This window comes from Bacillus cereus group sp. MYBK227-1 (assembly GCF_051916325.1).
GTDB classification, from domain to species: domain Bacteria; phylum Bacillota; class Bacilli; order Bacillales; family Bacillaceae_G; genus Bacillus_A; species Bacillus_A cereus.
In genome coordinates this window covers 462,674-484,717 of the sequence record NZ_JBQAGK010000002.1, presented here as the reverse complement: position 1 = coordinate 484,717, position 22,044 = coordinate 462,674, and the positions used below count along the sequence as shown (strand labels likewise).

Sequence of the window (22,044 nt, the reverse complement as noted above, 5' to 3'; positions counted from 1 at the left end):
CTATCTTCTTTCTTTACTTAAGACGATCTTTTGTAAAATACACAAAAAGACCGTCACAGTATTGTGACTGAAAAACAAGAAAATTTCAATAACTAATACTATTATTATTTATTTTTAGCTTTTAAGACACCCAGCGCTATTTTGGTTGCTTCTGCAATAAGCTTATCATCGTATTTAGCATCCTCTTTATCATGATTAGAAAGTATCGCAAGAACAATTGGCTTTTTATTTGGTGGCCAAATAATTGCGATATCATTTCTGGTTCCATAAGATCCTGATCCAGTCTTATCAGCTACTTCCCATCCTCCTGGAACTCCAGCACGAATTAAGTTGTCTCCCGTAGTATTCCTTTTCATCCAATCTATTAATAAATCCCGTTTCTCAGTTGAAAGTACATCTCCTAGCGCAAAAGCCTGAAGACTAGTAGCTAATGCCTTTGGGGTACTAGTATCATGTACGTCTCCTGGATGCACTTCGTTTAACTCTGGTTCAAAACGTTCAGGATTTGTAACGGTATCTCCTATTTCTCTCAGTGATTTTTTGAATTCACTAGGTCCACCTAATTGTTTAAGAATAAGATTTTGGGCAGTATTATCACTATATCGAAGGGAAGCATCTGCAAGCTCTTTCAGAGTCATACCCCTATCAACATACTTTTCTGTAATTGGATTGTAATTAACAAGATCTTCACGAGTATACAAAACTCTTTGATTTAGATCTTCTATTGATTTCTTTTGTAAAAGTACTCCCACAGCTAAAGCTTTGTGGGTAGATGCGTATGCAAACCGTTTATCTGATTGATACGTAACGGTTTGATTCGTATCAGTGTCCAATGCATAAATACCGAGTTTAGCATCAAATTCTTTTTCAAGTTTAGCAAAAGAATCATTACCAGTAGTTTCTTGTTTGGTTTGATTTGTTTGTTTCGTTTGTTTCGTTTGTTTTGTTTGTTTTGTTTGTTTAGGTAATTCAGACTGAGTATTGCCATCGGAACAGCCTATAAGCGTTGCACACGAAAGAAATACTACAGGTACCATCTTTTTGTAATGTAAAATGTTAAAAAACTTGTTTAAGACTATCATATATTTTCAACCTCTTTCAAGAATATATAGTTTTTCTAGGTGTTATACATATCGATACAATTAAAGAGTGTATCGGATATCACTCTTCTTGCATCTCACTTTTCATAAAATGATTGAACTATCATGAACACCTGTTTTATACGTATACTTAATAGACAACCTAAGTAACAAGTTTGTTCCATTTTTATCAGTAGTCGTATCTAGAAACCTAAAAGAGTCCATTTAGAAGATTTAAATGGACTCTTTCACTCATATAATACTATCTATTGTTAAACAAATAAGATTAAATACATTTAAATTTTCTTGTTTTATCTACTAAACTGTTTAGGCATTTCTTTAACGTGCTTATCATCATCACGCCAATCATAGGTTTCTTTCTGCGAAACATCTAAAGTTTGATCTCCAATTCTAACAATATTCTTATTTACCCATTCAATATATGGATCGGTATCTGGATAATTCCAATATATATTTTTCTCTGAATCTGTATCAAGGTTAACTAATTCACCCCTAACAGCATCCGCACTTAATGATCCTGCATTATGAAAATAAGTCTTGATGAGATATTTTCCATCTGGAGATTTCACTGTTCGAATTAATTCCCCTTTTGGAACACCTTGCAAACTAAAAAGTTTCCAATATCCAAATCCAATTATAATTACTAACATAGTAAGTATAGTTAGTAATACTTTTCTTTTCGTTTTTTTAATTTCACCTTTTGTATTTATAATACTCATTCAACTCCATTCCATAATATATCAAAAATAAAAATCCTCCGTTAATGCGGGATAAACATGAAAATTCCCCTTTAAGAAAAAAATAAAAAATCAGACAGTATACTTGAATTGCTCTTCGCAAGAGAATATACTAATAAAGCAGGCTATGACGTTCCTTCCTTCTAACTTCTTTGGCGAAATAGGGATGTTACTTTCCTGCTAAACACATAGGCTATGACAATTCTTCCTTCTTTGTAGAAATTTCAAATTGTTTTAGAGTTGTCAATTTCCTATGAAAATAATTAGACTATAAAACCTCTTTCTTCTTTGGGTTTGAATAAACTTTAGTTTATCAACCATTGATGTAGAGGTTTTCTTTTCTTAATTAACAAATTACCACTTAACAACTAAATGTTATACCCCTAATTTTTCACTAAAAAATAGCTTTATACCCTCAGTGCATTTCTCTACAATTAGTGTGTTTATGCATGTAAAAATAAAAATCTACCACTGAAAGGAGGACAGTCGGACTATTCCCCTCTTTTATAAGGAGTGAATAATCGGCGTTCTCATGAAAAATTCTATTTACATAAGAAGAAGTTTGAAAGTAATTATAAAAAGAGAAGAAAATAAACTACCGAACATGTATTTAGCCACTGCTTTAAAAAACTTGGAAAGTTTAGGATTTACTTTTTCTGAGCCTTTAATAGAAGAGTTGCAAACACTTTCGGTTGGTGCATTCACATCGTTTTACAAAGAGTTGGTAAAACATTTAAAAGAAATGGTTGGTGCACATATTCAGTTTACTCCTATGTATCCAAACTTTCCGCAACAAATGATGGATTTAAGTGACGCTGATTTATACATCAATGCCGTTATTCATTATGTGACGTTGCGCCTACCTGTATCAAAAGTAGAAGAACGACTTCCTCTTTTAGATAGCGTTGATTTGAAAGTGATTGACTTAGGAAGTGAAGAAGATTTCAATCAAATGATTTCTCAATTGATTCGTGCAAACAGCTCTATTTCCTCAACTGATAAGACAGATGTAGAATGGGCTATTACACACACTGAAGATGTTTCCTGTTTTCTACCTAATGTAATTCCCCATAAGGAAAATATGTCTTTTATAATTGGGGTTTTATTAATAAACAGAAAAATATCAGCCGATGCTGCTGCAAAGTATTTTAAAACAGCAACTGATGTTCTTCGCCTTGCAGTTGCTTTATCTGAAGGTGATGTGAGTTTAGCATCCTCCGTTCGATTCAAGAAGTTTAACCGAGTAGAAAGACGCTTCCTTTTAGGATTGTTAGAGCAATGCGGAAACATTACCGAAGATATGATTCGATACAAAAAACGTTGGATTCGTTTAGGTGAAATTCTTCATCCAGCAGAATATCATACTCGTTTCCCAAAAACCCACCGAGCATTTGAGATGCTTCGCAACAACATTAAAGTTGAAACATTTAATGGAAAAATAGAAGCAGCTTTGTTGAATCGTGATATCATGACAGCGAAAAATCTTTTAAAAACTCGCCCGGGGGAATTTGCCAGACGCTTGGATCATTTAATCCGTTTATGTAGTGATACGTCAACAGATGTTTTCAATATTCTCGAAGAGTTTCTAAGTATAATAGGAAATGTTTCTACTCCTGTATTACTTCAACTCACGGCTCATTTTAAGCATCGAAATGATAAAAATGAATTTCGCACCTTTTTTCCAAAGGGAAATGTAGCAAAAGCTATAGGTATTGAAAATACACTTCCATTTATCTCAGAGGATATTTGTTTAATGATTGTAAAAATGTGTGAAGATACTTTAAAAAATCGCTTCGCAGAACTTCCAAGTCTCGGAAAAGTATTTTTGGATGAACAGTTAAAAAATCACTTAGTTCCCTTCTCTCAACGTTCAGCCAGCAAAGCGCTTCGCACATTATCTCGAGGAAGTAAAGTAGATTTGCCAGAAGGAGATACGATTCGTTTTTTCCTATGGTGGAAAGAAGGCTATGTGAATGGACAACATACAGGACGTGTTGACATTGATTTGTCTGCTGCAATGTACGACGAAGATTGGCAATACAAAGAACATGTATCCTTCACGAACTTACGTTCAAAAAATTTCAAAGCCTACCATAGCGGAGATATTACTTCTGCACCAAAGGGAGCATCTGAATTCATTGATTTCGATATTCCGTCTGTGCTGAAATATGGTGGACGCTATGTAGTTATGACTTTGCTTTCTTACACAGACCAACCATATAAAGATTTACCAGAATGCTTTACTGGTTGGATGGTTCGTCAATATCCTGGTTCAGGTGAAGTATTTGAACCTTCTACTGTTCAAGACAAAGTGGATATTACTGCCGACACCCAAATCTCTATTCCAGTTATTTTAGACTTAAAGGAACGAAAATTGATTTGGACAGATTTGTCTCTTACAAGAGATCTAACTTATGATAATACCATCGAAGCTAATCAAAAAGGTATGATACTAGTTGGAAAGGCTTTAACTAATTTAGTTAAACCGAATTTATATGACTTGTTCCGATTACATATTGAAGCTAGAGGTGAACTCGTTCAAGACATCGAAGAAGCAGAAACTATTTTCTCTTTGAATAAAGGGATTACTCCTTTCGATATCGAAAAAATAATATCTGATTTTATAGCTGACTCAAAAGGCTAACTACATTACAAACATTGATAATGTGTGGAAAATATCGATGTATAATGTCTATGTGAAACAGGACCTGATAGATGTATATCAGGTCCTGTTTTTTATTTAGTAGATACTAAATAATCTGGTTAATCACTATTCATCTAAATACACTATACTAATAAAGTGAAATTTATTCGAAAGAAGTTCATTAGTTAATATGTATCTAATTAAGAAACATTCATATACCAGCCCAAACATCTTTTCCATATCGCCCTTCATCTTGCACACGATCCAACCAATTTCTTGCTTCTTGTTCACTGACTTCATGAATTTCTTGATATGCTTGACAAAGGGTATCTTCTACATCCGGAGCCATTTTACTTCCATCACCACATATATAAAGATGAGCTCCATTATCTAATAACGAAATTAAATTGATTCTATCTTGTTTTATCAAATGCTGTACATATGTTTTTGGATGTCCCTCTAAACGAGAAAAAGCTGTGTGTAAAGAGATTAATCCATCTCTTTCATCATTTTCTAGTTCTGTACGATAAAGATAATCTTTTTCAGGATGATGACAACCAAAATATAGATGCGCTTGTCCTAAGTTCATACCTTTTTGCTTTTGAACACGACGCGCTTGCAAGAATCCACGGAATGGTGCAATTCCAGTACCTGGCCCAACCATAATAATTGGTGTTTCTGGATCTTTAGGTAATTCAAAGTTTGATTGTGGCGTTCGAATGAAACAGATAATCTCATCTTTATTATGACGCTGAGCTAAGTAATTAGAAGCGACTCCTTCATATGTCCCTTCCCCACTCCATGCAGGTGCATTAACAACACCGACCGTAATGCTCAGACGATTGTGTGCAACGAGTGGAGAGCTTGAAATAGAATAGTAACGCGGTTTGAGCGCAGGAAGAAGTTCTAAAAAGCGTTCAAATCGGATTTCACAAGCCTCATACTTTTCAAGAAGGTCCAACATTGAAATCCGTTTCTTTAATATTTGTTCATGATAAACTCCTTCTTCTAATAATGCTTCCAATTCTTTTTTATGAGGAGGACATGCTGTGAATGTTACCATTTCTCGTATTTGTGCTCGAGTGGCAGCTTCTTGAACTTCAACACTATAACTAAGAAGGTCCAATAAACTAACAGGACTGTCTAAAGGTATGTGATTTATACTTCGTCCACTTGCACTCAGTATAACTTGATCCTTCCCATTTAATCCAAAACGTTTTAAAATTCGGTTGATATTTTTCTCGCTATTAACTGGCAACACTCCAAGGTGGTCTCCTTCTTTATATGTAGCGCCTTCTGGCAAAGATACCTCGATATGTCGTGTACTTCTATCACTGCTGGATGATTGGAGTTCACGATTTTCTAGTATAGATGCATAAACTGCTTCATATGTTCGTGCAAGAGGAGATCCTCCAAGACGACTGACAAATTGCAGACTCAAAGTACTGCGCTCTTTTTCCATATTTTTGTTGAGCTCCAATCCAAATGCCTTCATCGCATCAGACCACATGTTTTGTTTCCATTGCTCAAGCTGTTCCTCGAAATCACCACTTGCATCTGCTTCTCCGCGTTTAGAAAATCTTGTTGCTCCTTTTTGAGCCATTTGCTCATCAATGTATCTTGGAATCCGTTGGTAGGTACTAGCCCAATTATGATCTCCACAACCAAAAACTGCGTATTGAACCCCTTTTAGCTCATCTGGTTTTAGTTCCTCCAACCATTGCACAAACTGCCCTGCATTACTTGGCGGTTTTCCATTATAAGAAGAAGTCACAATAAGTACCGCTCCTTCTTTTGGCAAACTTCCAATTCGATCGTTAAGAGCTACCACTTCCGTTTGAACTCCTTCTAAACTAGCTGTATCTGCTAATTCTCTTGCAATACCTTCTGCTACACCTGTATCCGAGCCATACAGAACAAGAAGTGAAAGATTATCGGCCCCAATAATAGAAGGTGCCTTCTGGACGTGCTGCTTAATTTCATCGTTTTTCAGCTTGTCCTCTGTAGATGCAAGAACAGTAGGATGACTAATAGTTTGTTTTCGGGGTAGAATCCTAATCTTAAAATCACCGGGCTTTAGCGTTAATGTTTGTTTTACGTCCAGCTGATAGTTTTGATAATCAATTAATTCAAAATGTTGAAGAAGCATTCCCATTACAAGAGTGGCTTCATGAAGTGCAAATTGCATACCGATACATGCTCTCTGGCCATTTCCAAATGGCTTATAAGCATGATGAGGAACCTTATCTAGCTCTTCAAATCGTTCAGGTTGGAATTCTTCCACATTGTCTCCCCATGCATCTTTATCCCTATGTAGCTGTGGAATAAGAACAGAAATACGATCTTCTCCTTTCTTAATTGGGTATTTCCCGCCAATCACTGTATCTTCTTTTGCATAGAGACTGAATGCTGGAGCGGTAGGCCATAGACGTAGCGATTCATTTAAAATCATCCGTATATACTTCAGTTTCATAACTTGTTGGTATGTTGGAGTAGGATCTGTCAAAACACGGTCTACTTCTTCATAGGCTTTTTTCAACTTATCCGGATTCTTTAATAAAAAGTAAATTGCAAAAGATAACAATCCACTTGTTGTCTCATGCCCAGCTATTAAAAAAGTAATAATTTGGAAACGAATGTTTTCATCATCTAATTTTTCACCAGTTTCCGGATCCTGCACATTTAACATACGGGAAAGTAAATCATTTTCTTCCTGATTCCCATTACTTTTACGTTCAGCAATAATATTATCTACTAAAGAAAACATAGATTGAATATCATGCTGAAATTGACGTTTCGTTCTCCACATGAGTTTATCTTCTATATCCAGCCTCTGTAATTGGTGCATCGCCTCATCTAGAGCACGGGTCATGCTAGTAATAAAAGGATGAGGTGTCTCACGATAAAAGCTATTGAAGCGGTAATTAAAACCACATAGACCAATTGTATCTAACGTAAGGCGAGTCATATCCTCCGGAACATCTACGTTTTCATTCGGATTAAGTCGTGCCCATTTTTGAACGAGTTGTACAGCAATATCGACCATCATGGCATGGTAATCTTTCATTGCCCGTTGACTGAATGTAGGCATCAAAATATTATGAGCTTTTTTCCAGTTAGGCTCGTGAGTCTCGCTAGTAAATAATCCGTCTCCAGCAAAGGCACGAACTTTTGCTAAAGCACCCTCTATACTTTTATCGAACCGTGTTTCGTCACAAACTTCTGCTACCAATTCATGTCCAGAAACGACAATGATGGTATCACTTAAAGTTTGAATTTGAAAAATGGGACCATACTCTTCCGCTATCTTGATAAAGGATAGGGTCGGTTTATCTTTATCGATTAATGGGAGATTACCCAGCGGTCCATATGTTTTCGGCTGAGGAATGGCAGATACTTTTTTTTCCATTAAAAACACCCTTTCAAAAAAGCATGAAATAAAGATATGTAATTGATTACCTTATTTTATCTTTTCCCTAACTATTCATGATTATGATATTGCGTATAAGCTTGGCAATTAGATTTATAACTTGTAGAAAAATACTAAATTAAAATGAAGCGAATAAATATAGTTGGAGCCTTTTAATGTTGGTATTAAAAGATAATCTAAACTTGTAATGTTTATGAGAAATTGCAAACGGATCTCATCTCTTGTATTTGTTCATAAAAATGATTATTTTGATTCATTTTCTTCTAAAACATCCCAAAATAGAGAAGTTGACGAGCTTAAGATTGTAGTATTTGAAAAATCAGTGGTTTAGTTAAACCAATACAATAAGCAATATACCGTGTTACTAATGAAAGAGGACCTGATATGAACATCAGGTCCTCTTTCACTATATAATTATGTCACTGCTTCTTTCAGTTCTTTTCCCATTTTAAATACCGGCGCCTTAGTAGCAAAAATTTGTATTTCTTTATAGTTTATCTAATCAGCAAACAACTTGTAGGAATCATTATCTAACGTTTTATTCTTCTCTACCGATTTAACTTCTCGACGGCTTCCGCACTTGTGTCTACACGTTTAACGAAAAAAACTAATAATAGTGCAACAACATTCATGCCAAGCGCTACATAGAATGAATATTGAATTCCGGATAATAAAGCCTTCTGAGTTACTATTGCCTTCGTAGTTTCTGTGAAGGTTGTTGGATCTATATGAGACATTAAACTTTCAGCTTTTGTTTTTGTTACAGAGTTCATAATCGTAACAAGAATAGCAGTACCAATGGAACCGGACACTTGTTGAGCTGTATTATTAACAGCTGTACCGTGCGGATTTAAGCGAGTTGGCAATTGATTAAGACCATTTGTCATAAGTGGCATCATCACCATCGCCATCCCAAACATCCGCAGTGTATAAATAAGAATAATATGTGTATGACTAGAGTCAATTTGCAGACTTGCCAACATATAAGTTGAAACAGCTGTAATGGAAAGCCCTACTATGCCAAGAATCCGAGGACCATATTTATCAAATAGTTTACCTGTAATTGGTGACATAATCCCCATTATTACCGCACCTGGAAGCATCATCAGCCCAGAGCTCAGCGGCGAAATACCACGGACGTTTTGTACATAAGCTGGTGTTAAAATCATACCCGAAAACATGGCCACCGCGTTAACAATTGCAATTACAGACGCAAGTGCAAACATTGGGTACTTGTAAACACGTAAATCCAATAACGGCTCATCCATTTTTAATTGACGGATAATGAAAGCAATTAAGGCAATAGCGCCTATGATTAAGGCTGTTAAGACAACTTTATTCGTCCAGCCATCGGAGCTTGCAGAACTGAATCCATATAACAGACCGCCAAAACCGACAGAAGATAATAGTAATGAGAGATAATCAAGTTTTGCATTTTTGTTTTGTTTCATGACATTCTCAGATTTCCAAATCCCTAACAGTAAGCTAATGATTGCTAACGGTAAAATCATTTCAAACAGCAAACGCCAGTCATAATACTCTACAATATAACCTGATAGTGTCGGTCCAATTGCTGGAGCTGTAATCATAACTAGTCCAAAAATCCCCATTGCTGTTCCCCTTTTTTCTCTCGGAAAGCTTACTAGCATAATATTCATTAACAAAGGTCCCATAACTGAAGAGCCTGCCGCTTGAACCATCCGACCAGTAAGTAATAAACCAAAATTCGGTGCTACAGCCGCTAAGGCAGTACCAAGAATAAAAATCACCATAGATGTAATAAATAGGCTCCTATTTGAAAAACGCGTTATTAAAAATGCTGAGGCCGGAATTAATATACCACTTACAAGCATATACCCTGTAGAAAGCCACTGGATCGTTGAATAATCTTGAATGTTTAAATCTTTCATTATTGATGGCAAGGCTACATTTAAAAGGGAGTTATTTAGAAATGAAACAAATGCCCCAATAAAAAGGATTACAAGCATTAAATATGGTGGTTTTCTTTTATGTAATGTTTCACTCATATATTTAATTGCCCCTTCATTATAAATTTCATTGATTCGTTTAAATCGTTTACATATTTGCACAAGAAAACATTACCCTTGCAGTATTTTGCCAAACTCTTCGAATGGATATTCTCTTTTTAGCAATTCCACTTGCTCAACATACCATTTTAAAATCTTTTTGTTGATGAAACCTTTATAAAAACGTTTGTTAACGGAATTTAAATTAGGCTGAAATACAAAAAGAAGCAACTGAAAATACCCTTCTAAAATAAATTGAAACTTTAAATCAATGGAAATTTTACAGGCAGTGAGAAAAATCAACAAGACCACGCACCCATTCCTTTAAATACAGGCTTGTAGATCTAGTTATGTAACCATCCCAAAAAAGGAATATTACATAGGCTAAGTCTAACATTACATTTTTAAAGTGAGGGGAATTAGTGTATGCACCAATATTGGTATTTGAAGTCACAGGGAAACGGGGAACAATATAATAACCAAATTTCATTATATTCACAGCCCGAAATAACTAAATCTGAGGTAATGAATGATTTGAAGCTTCCTGAGAATTGGAGTTACCGAGTTTATCCAGTTAGTTGGGATTCATCAGCCAATTATACGGGGTTCAATCCCCAACCTCCTCCCTTCTCTTTGGGGCAGCAGCCAATTAATTATGCAGGGATAATACCACAAGGTCACCCTGCTAATTGGACTCCATTACCAGGGCATGCAGGTTTTAATTTTCAAAAACCTCCCTTCCCCTGGGCGCAACCATTCAATCATACAGGGATGTTCGCACAAGGTCATCTTGCAGCTTTACTATCGCCGCCAGCCAAGCCTTTTCATTTCAATACCAATAACTCGGGTGTTTTTGGAAACCCTCCAGGATGGGGTGGTCCGTGGGCCCCAATGGGATGGGGAAATAACGGAGGTAACGGTCAGCTAGGACTGCTTGGAAACTTACTTACAGCAGGAAAAGGCACCATGAGTGGAATAGGAATGATCAGTAGTTTAATCGGGATGGGGAAGTTCTTCTTTTAGTTAATTAGAACAGGAGAATGTGGCTGTAGCTTTAATCAGCCACATTTAAGGACAGTAATCTCCCACCTAACTTCCTAGCATAGCATTCGCGGAAATTTTAGGTGGATATGTATTGTTACAAGTTACTGTTTTACTTTGAGTACTCCTTTACTTTCTTATCAAGTGCCTTACTATAAGCATCTTTGTTTTCCTGTGATAACTCATAAACTGCTTTTTTCCAATGCTCTCCGTCTACACCTGATAAAAATTCAGTACCTTTCATTGCAGCTTCTTGAATCTTCTGTTTATCTTCTTTACCAGCATCCTTAATTAACTTCGTTGCTTTTCTTGCCTCTGTTACCCCTTCTTGTATGGATTTGTGAATGTCTTTGTATGTATCAGGTACTTTTATGTGTTCCATATTATCTAAAATTTTATCTATTTCGTTTGATGTTTTTAAAACAGCTTTTGCTTTTTCTTTATCCTTTAAGGATTCTCCTAAGTTTAGTAATAGTTCATCCTTCTTAAATTGGAACTCTACCACTTGCTCACATATGTAGTACGGATACTGTTGTTCGGAAAGTATTGTTATTGCTTTACTAGTTTGCTCAGTCTTATGAGTAGAATCTTTATCTCCTACCTCGCATCCGACTAACAGCATAAATGGAACTGCTAACGTTACTAGTTTCTTTGCTCTCATTATGTATTCTCCTTGTGGAAATTATTGTAAGTAATTAACATATCAAACTATAACATACATTACATTATGGTTCACTTCCATTACGCTTTTAAAATGTAAAATAAGAATACACCCCATAAGCCACAAATAAGATTAATAGAATAGAAATGCCGAGTACCGTATATATAATCCATTTTAAATTTGAATTCATATCATCCTCCTACCTCTCAATAATTCCAGTATATAACAAAAAAGCATTGGATACCCAATGCTTTTTACACTTACGCAAATAAAGAAGTATTCGCATATAAAGCTGGTGAACCACCTGAATGTACGAATAAAATATTGTCTTCCTTATTAAAATTACCTTTTCTAATTAAGTCGATTAATCCCGCTACTGCCTTACCTGTATACACTGGATCAAGTAAAATACCTTCTGTTTTCGCAAGTAACTGAACTGCCTCTACCATTTCCGGCGTTGGTAACGCATAGCCTGGTCCTACATATTCATCAAAGCACGTAACAGCGTCGCGCGAGATAAAGTTTGGAATACCAACATGTGCTGAAGTTTCATCTACAAGTTTTGCTACTTTCTCTTCTTGCTCAGCTTTTCCTCTACTTACATTAATCCCGATTACAGGAATATGGCTTTGTGTTCCAGAAAAACCAGTAATTAAACCAGCATGCATACCGCCGCTACCACTTACACAAACAACTGAACTGAAATCAATTCCTTGCTCAAATGATTGCGCCATAATTTCTTGCGCACAAGCAACGTATCCCATAGCGCCTGTAGGGTTTGATCCACCAACTGGAATTACATATGGTGTATTTCCTTTTTCACTTACTTCTTTTGCTACTTTATGCATTTCTTCCATCAGGTCTGCTCCGTTCGGTACAACAATGACGTTTTCAGCACCTAATAAGTGATATAAGAAATAGTTTCCGTTAAAGTCTCTCTTCTCTTCTGGCTCAAGCCCTTCCTCTAATACAAGAATACATTTCATTTTTTCTTTTACCGCAGCAGCAAGTGTCAGGCGGCAATGATTTGACTGAATACCACCAGCTGTAATTAACGTATCTGCACCATTTTCCTGTGCATCTGCAACTAGAAATTCTAACTTTCTCGTCTTATTGCCACCGGCTGTTAAACCAAGTAAATCATCTCGTTTAAAATAAATAGTCGGACCACCAAGTGCTTCAGAAAAATTGTTTAACTTTTCAATTGGTGTATATGATTCTGTATATTTTTTTCTCGGGAATTTAGCTAAATTCATTGTAACGCTCCTTTTGTACTTCTTTCACAATATATGTAACGTTACTATTATTACACGTAAAAATGGTGAAGTCATCTTTCTGGGTTAAAAATGTATTAGAATTTCATTTTGATAAGTAAAACCGTATTAATGATTTTAACTCAATTACGGTACATGAAATTTATATCAACGATTTTTTAAATATATCGTTCATTACTTACAATATATCAACGATTTTTCAAATATATCGATCGTAACTTGCAGTATATCAACGATTTTCTTAATATATCGATCTATCGACAAAAAACGACAGACAGGCAACCCCTTTCTCATCAACAAAAAAAGAGCCCACACATTCAAATGCAGACTCCCTCCAATCACTTATTTACCGAAAAACGAAGTAACTGCGTTAATCCCGGCTCTAAATTCATTTCACCTTTATGGCGTACGTATACGACTTTATCTCCATCTAATTTCGGAGGATTTGCTTTACTATACGTATGCCACTTATTCGTTCCTTCTATAGAATACTCCATATATTCAGTTGCTCCGACAATTATATTTTTACTATCATCTGCCGTTACATTTGGTGCCATCTGCGCAATTTTTGAATCACTAATTAATAACTTCTTTATATCCTTATCACGTTTGTAATCGTAAGCTGTCACAATTACATCGTTACCATATGCTTTCACTTGTAACCCTTGTTTAAATGAATAGCCATCTGGAGCAGTTTTCTCTCCTCCATTTGGTCCTGCTGACATCCAGCCTGTTTCAATCCCGCCCGTATTTACAACAGTGAAACCTTTTTCATCTCCGCCTGCAATTTTCTTTTTACCAGCCCAGTCCGGTAAGTTTAAATCCCAATGCGTATGACTCGTAAAGAAAACGACCTGCGGATAGTCTTTTAATATATCGTACAATTTATCAACGTTTAAATAGTCTTGTAAATATGGTGATTGTCTTGACCCAGACACAGTATCAGGTAAAACGTGATGAGAGAAAATGAAAATTGGTTTATTTTTATCTTTTTGGCTGTACTCTTCTAAATTTTGTTTTAACCAACCTAATTGCTCATCACTCATATATACTTCGTCCCACATTTTTGAATCGTGGTATTCCATATATTTTTCCGTTCCTAAAAATAGAAACGGATAACCGTCTAATTCTTTTTTATGATATACCTTTTCTTGTCCACTAAATTTCAGATAGCGGTTAAATAAAGTTTCCTCATTTACACCATTTGGCCATGTACTTTGAGAGAGTTTTCCATCTGCTGTCCATTTACCAGCATAAAACTCATGATTCCCAACAGTAGACCATACATTTTCTGGATGCTTATTTTTATTTAACACACGCTTTACATCATCATATTGTGACTGTTGTCCAGTCGGCGTTATATCCCCATTCATAATAAGCGCTCTAGAAAGTGGCGTCACTTTGTTCATATCTTTTAGCACATGATCAAAATCCCCTAAATCACCTTGAATATCACTAATAACATTAAAAGTTGTAGCTGATTTTCGGGCTTGCTCTTTCCCTTCCGCATGCACTGAAAACGTCGGTAATAATGCCGCCATAACTGCTAACGAAGCAACTGTCTTTTTCATACAAATTCTCCCCCTAATAATAGAAAGTACAAACTGACATGTTCTGTTTTCTCTTAGGTGCTTGTCCAATTCACATTATAGGGGGTGATTGTAAAGATTGATGGAGTAAAAATTTAAGTTTTTTTTAAGAGATTTTGTTGTTTTTTGCACTCCACAATTCGCGATTCACGCCAATCTAGCTTTCTAGTCTTTTACATTACATAAATGTAAATGAATATAATGAATCTCTTAGTTTAATATGTTGTCTTTTTAATCTCTGTTATATAACCGCCACAAAATATGCTATCTTTTCAAGTTCTCTTTCTTTAATAAACGTTACTCCTCTTTTAATTCGCCTTAAAATTGTAAAGTGGCTTAATAATATGTTTAATATCAATTGTTTCTTTTGTATTCTCAATAATTTCTTCCATTGGCTTATATACCATTGGCGCTTCATCTAAAGTACTTTCTGCAACAGATGTAGTCCAAACCTCTGTCATTGTATTTTGAAAATCCTCTAAGTTAAGTACTTCTTTCGCCTTCTTACGGCTCATAATACGTCCTGCTCCATGAGGGCCAGAAAAGTTCCAATCTGGATTTCCTTTACCAAATGCAATGATAGAACCGTCTCTCATATTAATTGGAATGATTACTCGTTCATCTTTCTGAGCTGAAATAGCACCTTTTCTTAGAATCATATTGTCCATATCGATGTAGTTATGGATTGTAGTGAATTGATCTGTTACTTTCCAATCCATTTTAGTGACGATTTCATCAATCATTGCTTTACGATTTAACTCCGCATATTTTTGAGCAATTTTCATATCATTCATGTAATCTTTAAATCCTTGTCCTTCTAAATAAGCTAATTCTTTGCGAATCACCGGTTTCTTAATTCCACGTAAAGCTTCATGTATTTCTTGTTGTCTACCTTCTTTCGTTAAACGTTCAATAATTTCTTCTTTAATAGATTTAACGTTTATAAGTTGCTCGTAAGCAAAGTTTTGATAATACTCTGCTACCTGTTTCCCTAAATTACGCGAACCACTATGAATGACAATGTATACATTTCCTTTATCATCCTCATTCAGTTCGACAAAATGATTGCCCCCTCCAAGCGTACCAATACTTTTTTGAGCACGTTGCAATGTAAACGGGGCTCTTACACTATCAAAATCAATCATTTCTGAAAATCTATGTTCCTTATCTCGAATACGAAAACCACTTGGGACAAATTTGCGTATCGTTTCGTCTAAGTGATCGAAGTTGATTTCCTCTTTTTTCTTATTAATCATAACAACTTCCATGCCACAACCAATATCGTACTTACCTCTCAGTTTCCTGAAAGAGTGGACTATACCTTCTCTACAGTCATCGAGATATGCAGTCTCTACTGTAGGCTCACCGTATTAATTATTCCTCTTCAATTCAAAATGGATGAGGAATAATTCTGTACCTTAGTCTGCTAACATCGTACAAGTCTCTGAACCATTCGATTATGTCACCATAACCACTGGCTGCTGATTGCCCTCGCCTTTTATCGTTAGGGTTTCCAGTCAATTGAGTGAGTAGTTTAAAGTCTGAGCCGCTTAGTTAACCCCGACTAAATTAGGAACAATCTTATCTTGAATTGTCATTGTTGTCCCAATCGTACAACCTGCGCCCGCATGTGTATCTGGCATAATACGGATCTTGCTATCCTTTACGAATTGTTGGTTACAAAGATCAATAATTTGACCTGCTGCAGTTTTTTCTACATTTGTAGTAAACACTTTTGCTTCATTGTATTTCCCTTGTAATTTCAACATCTTCTATTTCCCCTTTCCTTTAGTTTCTACAAAAAATCAATTCATACATATTATATAAATATATTTCCCACCACTACATCTCATTTCCTTTTTTATAAAGAAAGACACAGAGATTCCTCTCCATGCCTGTTAATTTCCTACCTCTTCACCGCATACACATAATGTACCGTCTCGAAAGCTTTCAAATAATCATTTCTTCCGGCAAAATATAATGTATTTATATCCTCTGGTGATAAGTGCTCATAAATGAGTAAACCTGAATTCTCTAACAATACTTCCATTTCGCGATAAGAATAACATGACTTCATCGGTTCTCCGCCTACCACTGCCATTTTTACCATATTTTCAACTCGGTTAGACAACCCTTTTTCCGTAAATAAGTTTTCATCGGGATAATCGAAAACGATAGAACTCCCTACTGGAACTATCTCAAACAAGCACTCTATTAAACTAGCAAGTTCCTCTTTCGTTAAATAGTACGTAACACCTAAAAGGCTAAAGAAAGTCTTTTTATGTTCAAATCCTTCATTGCGTAACTGTTCATAGGAAAATCCTTTCGTAAAATCCATTGAAACAAAATGAAGGTTATTTGGAACTTCAAGTTCTACTTCTTTTATTCTTTCCTTCTTAAACGCCTGCGTAGAAGGATGATCCACTTCAAATATTTCTATTTTATTTTCTAATTCTCGGTGTCTAAAACTGAACGTATCTAAGCCTGCACCGAGTATGACGTATTGTTTCGCTCCTAATGTAATTTCATGTAGTAATACTCTTTCACAATATGCCGCACGTGCTAAAGGTGTTGGTGATAACTGAACTTGCGTAATCCATTTTAATATTTCTTTTGGATTGTCTTGAAACTGCTCTGCAATGTCTGTATTGAAGAAATGTATTCCTTGAACCATATTCGTTTCAAGATTAATTCGTTCTTTTGGCGAAATGAACTCTTTAGCTACATAATCATCAAAGATTTTCGGATTATCAAATTCACTATGATATGCCCTGCTGAAAGCTGATACTAACGACGTTACACTTGCTTCACCTTGTTTCACGCACATACACTCTCCTTCATTTTCACAACAAAAATAGGGTTCCCCTGGCCAGGAGAACCCTATTATACACCTTATTTTTACATTGGTAAATTATAGCATAAATAAGTTTTTTTGTCAAGTTTTCAGCCTGCTACGCTCCAACAATTTTTGTAATCTCTAGCAGGAAGACTTCGATCTACACCGAATATTCCAGTTCATAACAATACAAATGGAGGGCGTCATGAAAAGATTAGTCATCATTACAGTTGGAAAAACACACAGTGGAAAAACTACATTTGCAAGAGCATTAGAAAAAGAGTTACCCCACTCTTTCGTTATGGATCAAGATAATCAAGCTGAATTTATTAACACGCATTATGAAAAATTACAGCCGGCTGAAGGTGCTAATACATTTAAGCACGGTCTTTCAAAATTCATTGTTGATTATGCGAAAGAACATTCAAATTTACACCTTATTATTTGTAATTCCAATCGCAGTAAAAACGGAAGATTCTATTTACTAAACGAATTATTTCCATAGAATGAATATGTACGCATATTAGTTCATTTTGACATTCCAGATGATGTACTTTACGAAAGAGTGGCTCGAAGCACGCGAAGTACGAATATTTTTAGAGGTGGATATTCTAGTTTCAAAGAAGTACTTGATCGACAACAAACTGAATCACTTCACGATGATGTGGTAGATCCTGTAGAAAACGAAGCTGATTATTTGTTTGTTATTCGCAATAATAAAGATGTAAGCTTTACTATAGAAGAAATTGTTCATCTAGCTAAAGGTTTATCCCCTACCCCAAATAAGAGATTATAAAAATTACATAATCATAGATTATTATGCAAATCCTTCCTCTAAGCGCCTAACATAGTATATAATAATAAGATAATCTACTTCTATATGCTCAATTTTACACAAAACAGCTCATGCATATGAAAGAAAAGAGGTACAAAAATATGAAAACAAAACAAACAATTGCTGCGTCTACACTAGCTTTAGCAATGATTGCTGGCGCGAACTCTGCTCAGGCGGAAGTAAATGATGCTACTCCTCAGCAAAGTACGGGAGATCGATTAGCTGAAATTAAGCAACATAAACAAGAGTTAGATGCGAAATTACAGCAACACAAAGAAAACGTGGATCAAACATTAAATGAACTTAACAAAGTTAAGGAAAATGTTGATACGAAGGTGAATGAACTACATGAACGTAAACAAGTTGCTGATGAAAAAATTAACGAGATTAAACAACATAAACAAGAGTTAGATGCAAAACTTCAGCAAGACAAACAAATCGCCGAAGATAAAATCGCTGAAATTAAAGAGCATAAAAAACAAGTAGAAGATAAAGTTGCTGAAGTAAAAGAGCATAAACAAAATATCGATAACAAAGTGAATGAGATTAAAGAACATAAACAAACTGTCGATGAAAAAGTGAATGAAATGAAGCAACATAAAGAGAACATTGATCAAAAGGTTAATGAACTTAAGGAAGTTAAAAAACAAGTAGATGAAAAATTAGCTGAGTTAAAGAAAGCGAAACAAACTGCTGAAGACAAACTCGCTGAACTAAAAGAAAACAAGCCGAATACTGGTAACACGTTAGAGGAACTTAAGAAAATTAAAGGCAATTTAGACAGTCTTTCCGCTAACTTAGAACTAGCTAAACAAGATGTAAAAAACAAACTAGCTGAATTACAAAAGGCTAGAGAAGATTTACTAAATAAAATTAACGAAATTAAACAATCGAAACAAACTGTTTCAGACGATTTAACAAAGAAAAAACAAGACTTAGATATTAAAATCAACGACTTTAAGCATACTGAGAAAAAAATTGACGACAAATTAGCTGAGTTACATACAACGAAGCAAAATGTTGATAACAAGATTAATGAAGTATCACAGTCCAAACAAACGCAAGCAGATAATGGTACTAAAAACAATAACGCTAAAGAACTTCCTAACGCTGGTAGCGAGCAATCAAACAATATGGCTCTAGGAATGCTATCTGTATTAGGCGGGATTTTATTACTTACTCGTAATAAAATTAAAACGTTATTCTCTAAATAAATCCATTAAAAAAAGGAAAACCGCACATACATGTACGGTTTTCCTTTTTTTATATTAACTGTCCATCTCGAAGCGTCAATATACGATCACATACATCAAGCATTCTTTCATCATGTGTAATCATAATTGCTGCTTTTTGGCTCTCTTTCACTTCACGTTTCATCATTTCAACAACTTCACGTGCGCGTTTTGAGTCTAAGCTTGCCGTTGGCTCATCCGCTAATATTAAATCTGGGTTGTTCATGAACGCACGAGCAATTGCTACCCTTTGTTTTTCCCCACCAGATAGTTGATTTGGATAATGATTTTTTCTTTCTCCTAATCCAAATGCCGCTAATAAATGATCCGCACGCTTTTCTGATTCTTGTTTACTTTCTTTTTTTAACTTAGCAATGTAAAGTAATTGTTCTTTCACATTTAAATATGGAACAAGATTTGCGAACTGGAAAATGAAGCCGATTTTTTTCAAACGAATGTCTGTCATTTCCTTTTCTGATAGCTTCGTAATATTTTGCTCACGAATGTAAATATCCCCTTTTGACGGTGATAATAGTGCACCCGCGATTGATAATAATGTACTTTTCCCTGATCCAGAAGGACCGACGATTCCGATAAACTCTCCAGCTTTCACATCAAGCGACATCGGATGAAGGGCTGTTACTTCCGTATTCCCTTCTCCGTACACTTTACTTACTTTGTCTAATTTCAATAATGAAGTCATTACATCCCGCCTCCAATTGCTTCTAATGCATCAACTTTTAATACTTGGTATAACGAAATAAGTGTTCCTAAAATACTAATTACGATAAAGATTGCTGCGTATTGTGCAATCATCGGTGTTGTTAATAAGAACGGCATACCCGCTGGTAAAATTTGTTCTAATCCTTGTACAAGAACGATACTAATTACCATCGCAACGACTGATAAGAATAACGCCTGTACGACTAAACTATTTGCTAAATACGAGTTCTTCGTACCAATTGCTTTTAATACACCTAATTGCTGTGTTTTTTGTAGTGTAATAACATAGAAGAATACACCGATTAATAACGCAGCGATCACAAGTAAGAACGCAATGATCATCGTTAAAGTTCCTTGCTCTTCTTTAAATCCTGGAATACTTTGCAGTACTTCTTTTTTATCGATAACGTGAGCATTTTTAATTTCTTTATCTGTGTTAAGTGCAATTGCACTATAATCTTTTTGGTTTGGTTGTGAAATAGATCCCCATACGTCTTCATTTACATAAACGACTGGTGTATGGCTAAACATTTGATCTTTCGTAAATCCGACGATTGTAAATTCTTTCTTTGAAACAGGATCGATAATTGTATCTCCAATATCGATTCCCTTCTCTTTAATCGATTCATCAGCAACCATCTCGTTGTTTGCTGTACCTAATTTCTCCCCTTTTACAATGTTCGGTTCTAAAAATGAATCTCGTTCGCTTGAGAAAATAGCGATATCAACCTTTTTCGAGCTATCTTTCTTTTCATATGTTGAAACTTTCACACGAAACGGAACTGCCTCTTTCTCGCCTACTTGACTTACTACGTTATCTACATCGTCTTTCTTAATTTGTGAACGAAGTAATTTATTTTCCGCATCATCTGCTAAAACGAACTTATTTGCCTCCATATTTTGAATCGATGAAGCATTATCATATGATAATCCATTTGCTAATCCTGAAATAACAAGGACTAAAAATGATAATAACACCATAATCAATCCGATTAATCCGTATCTTAATTTTGATTGTTTTAATTCACGCAGAGCTAAAAACATTTCGCTCGCTCCTTCCTCTTTCTTTCTATGCACTTATCATAAAAAAGAAATATGAACGGAATATGAACAGAAGATTACAGAGATTAAGATTAAATTTTCAGAAAGTATTGAAAATATTTGAGATCCTTGATACAATTCAGTCAAATAATATTGACCGAGTAATTTAATTTAAGGAGTTGATCATTTTGAAGCCCGTATTAACACTAACTACTTATAGCCAACTAAAAGCATTAAGCGATCCACTACGTGCCGAAATGATGATACGTCTATGCGAACGTCCTTATACTGGACAATTACTATCTGAGAAATTCGGCATTTCAAGGGCGAAAATTCATTATCATTTAAAAGAATTAGAAAAGAATGGTCTTATAGAGATCGTTTATACAGAAGAAAAGAATGGGATTATTCAAAAGTTTTATCAATCTGTCGCGAAAGGCTTCACCCCTGCTGCAGATCTATTACCTCATTTAGAAATATTAAGTAAATCAGGTCGCCAAATCTTTTTACAAATGATAGAAAGAACGAAAAGCCAAATTCTCGCTGCACCAGAAGAAGCTTTTACATTACGAAAAGAAAGCGAAGATCCTGCTGATTGGAATTACGTTTCATCTTGCTGGGAGTTTGATGCTACGCCAGAACAATTTCAAGTGTGGGTAAAAAAGTTTTATGAATTAATGGCTGAATTAAACGAAATCACAAAAGGTGCAGATAAAGATCCGAATAGTAAACCTTATTATATTTCTACTACTGCACTTCAAATCGCTGAGAGAACAATGCAGCAATTTATTAAAAAAGAAGAAAAATCGTAATACGATTTTTTTTACATAAACGGTCAAATTTATTTTACCGAATAAATTTATTATAAAGGAGT

16 protein-coding genes and 1 pseudogene are annotated in these 22,044 nt (G+C 35.2%); 5 read left to right on the top strand and 12 right to left on the bottom strand.

Annotated features, from left to right (window positions below):
- Nucleotides 1–104: 104 nt before the first annotated feature.
- Nucleotides 105–1,082: a class A beta-lactamase gene (bla, locus tag ACTFRM_RS09575; RefSeq protein WP_000636453.1), complete on the bottom strand. Its 978-nt coding sequence runs from the start codon at nt 1,080–1,082 to the stop codon at nt 105–107.
- A 308-nt stretch (nt 1,083–1,390) separates the two neighbouring features.
- Nucleotides 1,391–1,819: a DUF5412 domain-containing protein gene (locus tag ACTFRM_RS09570; protein ID WP_000022543.1), complete on the bottom strand. Its 429-nt coding sequence runs from the start codon at nt 1,817–1,819 to the stop codon at nt 1,391–1,393.
- Nucleotides 1,820–2,369: 550 nt separating this feature from the next.
- On the opposite strand from ACTFRM_RS09570, the gene ACTFRM_RS09565 reads away from it, so the two are divergent.
- Nucleotides 2,370–4,481, top strand: a complete 2,112-nt coding sequence (locus ACTFRM_RS09565) for a TerD family protein (protein ID WP_141096692.1) — start codon at nt 2,370–2,372, stop codon at nt 4,479–4,481.
- Between the two features lie 211 nt (nt 4,482–4,692).
- Here the strand turns inward: ACTFRM_RS09565 and cypD are convergent, their stop codons facing one another.
- Both cypD and ACTFRM_RS09555 read right to left on the bottom strand, forming a co-directional pair.
- Nucleotides 4,693–7,890 (bottom strand): bifunctional P-450/NADPH--P450 reductase, encoded by a 3,198-nt coding sequence (cypD, locus tag ACTFRM_RS09560; protein ID WP_440043258.1) that lies wholly within the window; start codon nt 7,888–7,890, stop codon nt 4,693–4,695.
- Nucleotides 7,891–8,459: 569 nt separating this feature from the next.
- On the bottom strand, nt 8,460–9,938 hold the full coding sequence (locus ACTFRM_RS09555) for a DHA2 family efflux MFS transporter permease subunit (protein WP_000005110.1): 1,479 nt from the start codon (nt 9,936–9,938) through the stop codon (nt 8,460–8,462).
- Between the two features lie 426 nt (nt 9,939–10,364).
- On the opposite strand from ACTFRM_RS09555, the gene ACTFRM_RS09550 reads away from it, so the two are divergent.
- On the top strand, nt 10,365–10,961 hold the full coding sequence (locus tag ACTFRM_RS09550) for a hypothetical protein (RefSeq protein ID WP_000554421.1): 597 nt from the start codon (nt 10,365–10,367) through the stop codon (nt 10,959–10,961).
- Nucleotides 10,962–11,091: 130 nt separating this feature from the next.
- Here the strand turns inward: ACTFRM_RS09550 and ACTFRM_RS09545 are convergent, their stop codons facing one another.
- The 6 genes from ACTFRM_RS09545 to ACTFRM_RS09520 form a co-directional block, all read right to left on the bottom strand.
- Nucleotides 11,092–11,640, bottom strand: a complete 549-nt coding sequence (locus ACTFRM_RS09545) for a hypothetical protein (protein ID WP_001201796.1) — start codon at nt 11,638–11,640, stop codon at nt 11,092–11,094.
- A 260-nt stretch (nt 11,641–11,900) separates the two neighbouring features.
- The gene (locus tag ACTFRM_RS09540; protein ID WP_001046615.1) at nt 11,901–12,896 is read right to left on the bottom strand and encodes a D-cysteine desulfhydrase; all 996 of its coding nucleotides are present in this window, start codon (nt 12,894–12,896) and stop codon (nt 11,901–11,903) included.
- A gap of 356 nt (nt 12,897–13,252) precedes the next feature.
- Entirely contained in the window at nt 13,253–14,485 is a 1,233-nt protein-coding gene (locus ACTFRM_RS09535) for a DUF4073 domain-containing protein (protein WP_440043256.1), read from the bottom strand.
- Between the two features lie 326 nt (nt 14,486–14,811).
- Nucleotides 14,812–15,771 carry an RNA-splicing ligase RtcB gene (locus ACTFRM_RS09530; RefSeq protein WP_000454383.1) on the bottom strand — a complete coding sequence of 320 codons (960 nt, stop codon included), beginning with the start codon at nt 15,769–15,771 and terminating at the stop codon, nt 14,812–14,814.
- 282 nt (nt 15,772–16,053) lie between these two features.
- A complete protein-coding gene (locus ACTFRM_RS09525) occupies nt 16,054–16,272 on the bottom strand; it encodes an RtcB family protein (RefSeq protein ID WP_000916241.1) in 219 nt (72 codons plus the stop codon).
- Between the two features lie 137 nt (nt 16,273–16,409).
- On the bottom strand, nt 16,410–17,330 hold the full coding sequence (locus ACTFRM_RS09520; RefSeq protein ID WP_088322352.1) for a class I SAM-dependent methyltransferase: 921 nt from the start codon (nt 17,328–17,330) through the stop codon (nt 16,410–16,412).
- 214 nt (nt 17,331–17,544) lie between these two features.
- On the opposite strand from ACTFRM_RS09520, the pseudogene ACTFRM_RS09515 reads away from it, so the two are divergent.
- A pseudogene (locus ACTFRM_RS09515) lies at nt 17,545–18,135 on the top strand (AAA family ATPase).
- 140 nt (nt 18,136–18,275) lie between these two features.
- The gene (locus ACTFRM_RS09510) at nt 18,276–19,388 is read left to right on the top strand and encodes an LPXTG cell wall anchor domain-containing protein (protein WP_025686849.1); all 1,113 of its coding nucleotides are present in this window, start codon (nt 18,276–18,278) and stop codon (nt 19,386–19,388) included.
- Nucleotides 19,389–19,437: 49 nt separating this feature from the next.
- Here ACTFRM_RS09510 and ACTFRM_RS09505 read toward each other — a convergent pair whose 3' ends face one another.
- Together ACTFRM_RS09505 and ACTFRM_RS09500 are read right to left on the bottom strand one after the other, a co-directional pair.
- Nucleotides 19,438–20,109 (bottom strand): ABC transporter ATP-binding protein, encoded by a 672-nt coding sequence (locus tag ACTFRM_RS09505; protein ID WP_000202606.1) that lies wholly within the window; start codon nt 20,107–20,109, stop codon nt 19,438–19,440.
- On the bottom strand, nt 20,109–21,173 hold the full coding sequence (locus tag ACTFRM_RS09500) for an ABC transporter permease (protein ID WP_000477773.1): 1,065 nt from the start codon (nt 21,171–21,173) through the stop codon (nt 20,109–20,111). Before ACTFRM_RS09500 ends, ACTFRM_RS09505 begins: the two co-directional genes overlap by 1 nt.
- A 185-nt stretch (nt 21,174–21,358) precedes the next feature.
- On the opposite strand from ACTFRM_RS09500, the gene ACTFRM_RS09495 reads away from it, so the two are divergent.
- Nucleotides 21,359–21,982 (top strand): ArsR/SmtB family transcription factor, encoded by a 624-nt coding sequence (locus ACTFRM_RS09495; RefSeq protein WP_000805786.1) that lies wholly within the window; start codon nt 21,359–21,361, stop codon nt 21,980–21,982.
- Nucleotides 21,983–22,044: the final 62 nt, after the last annotated feature.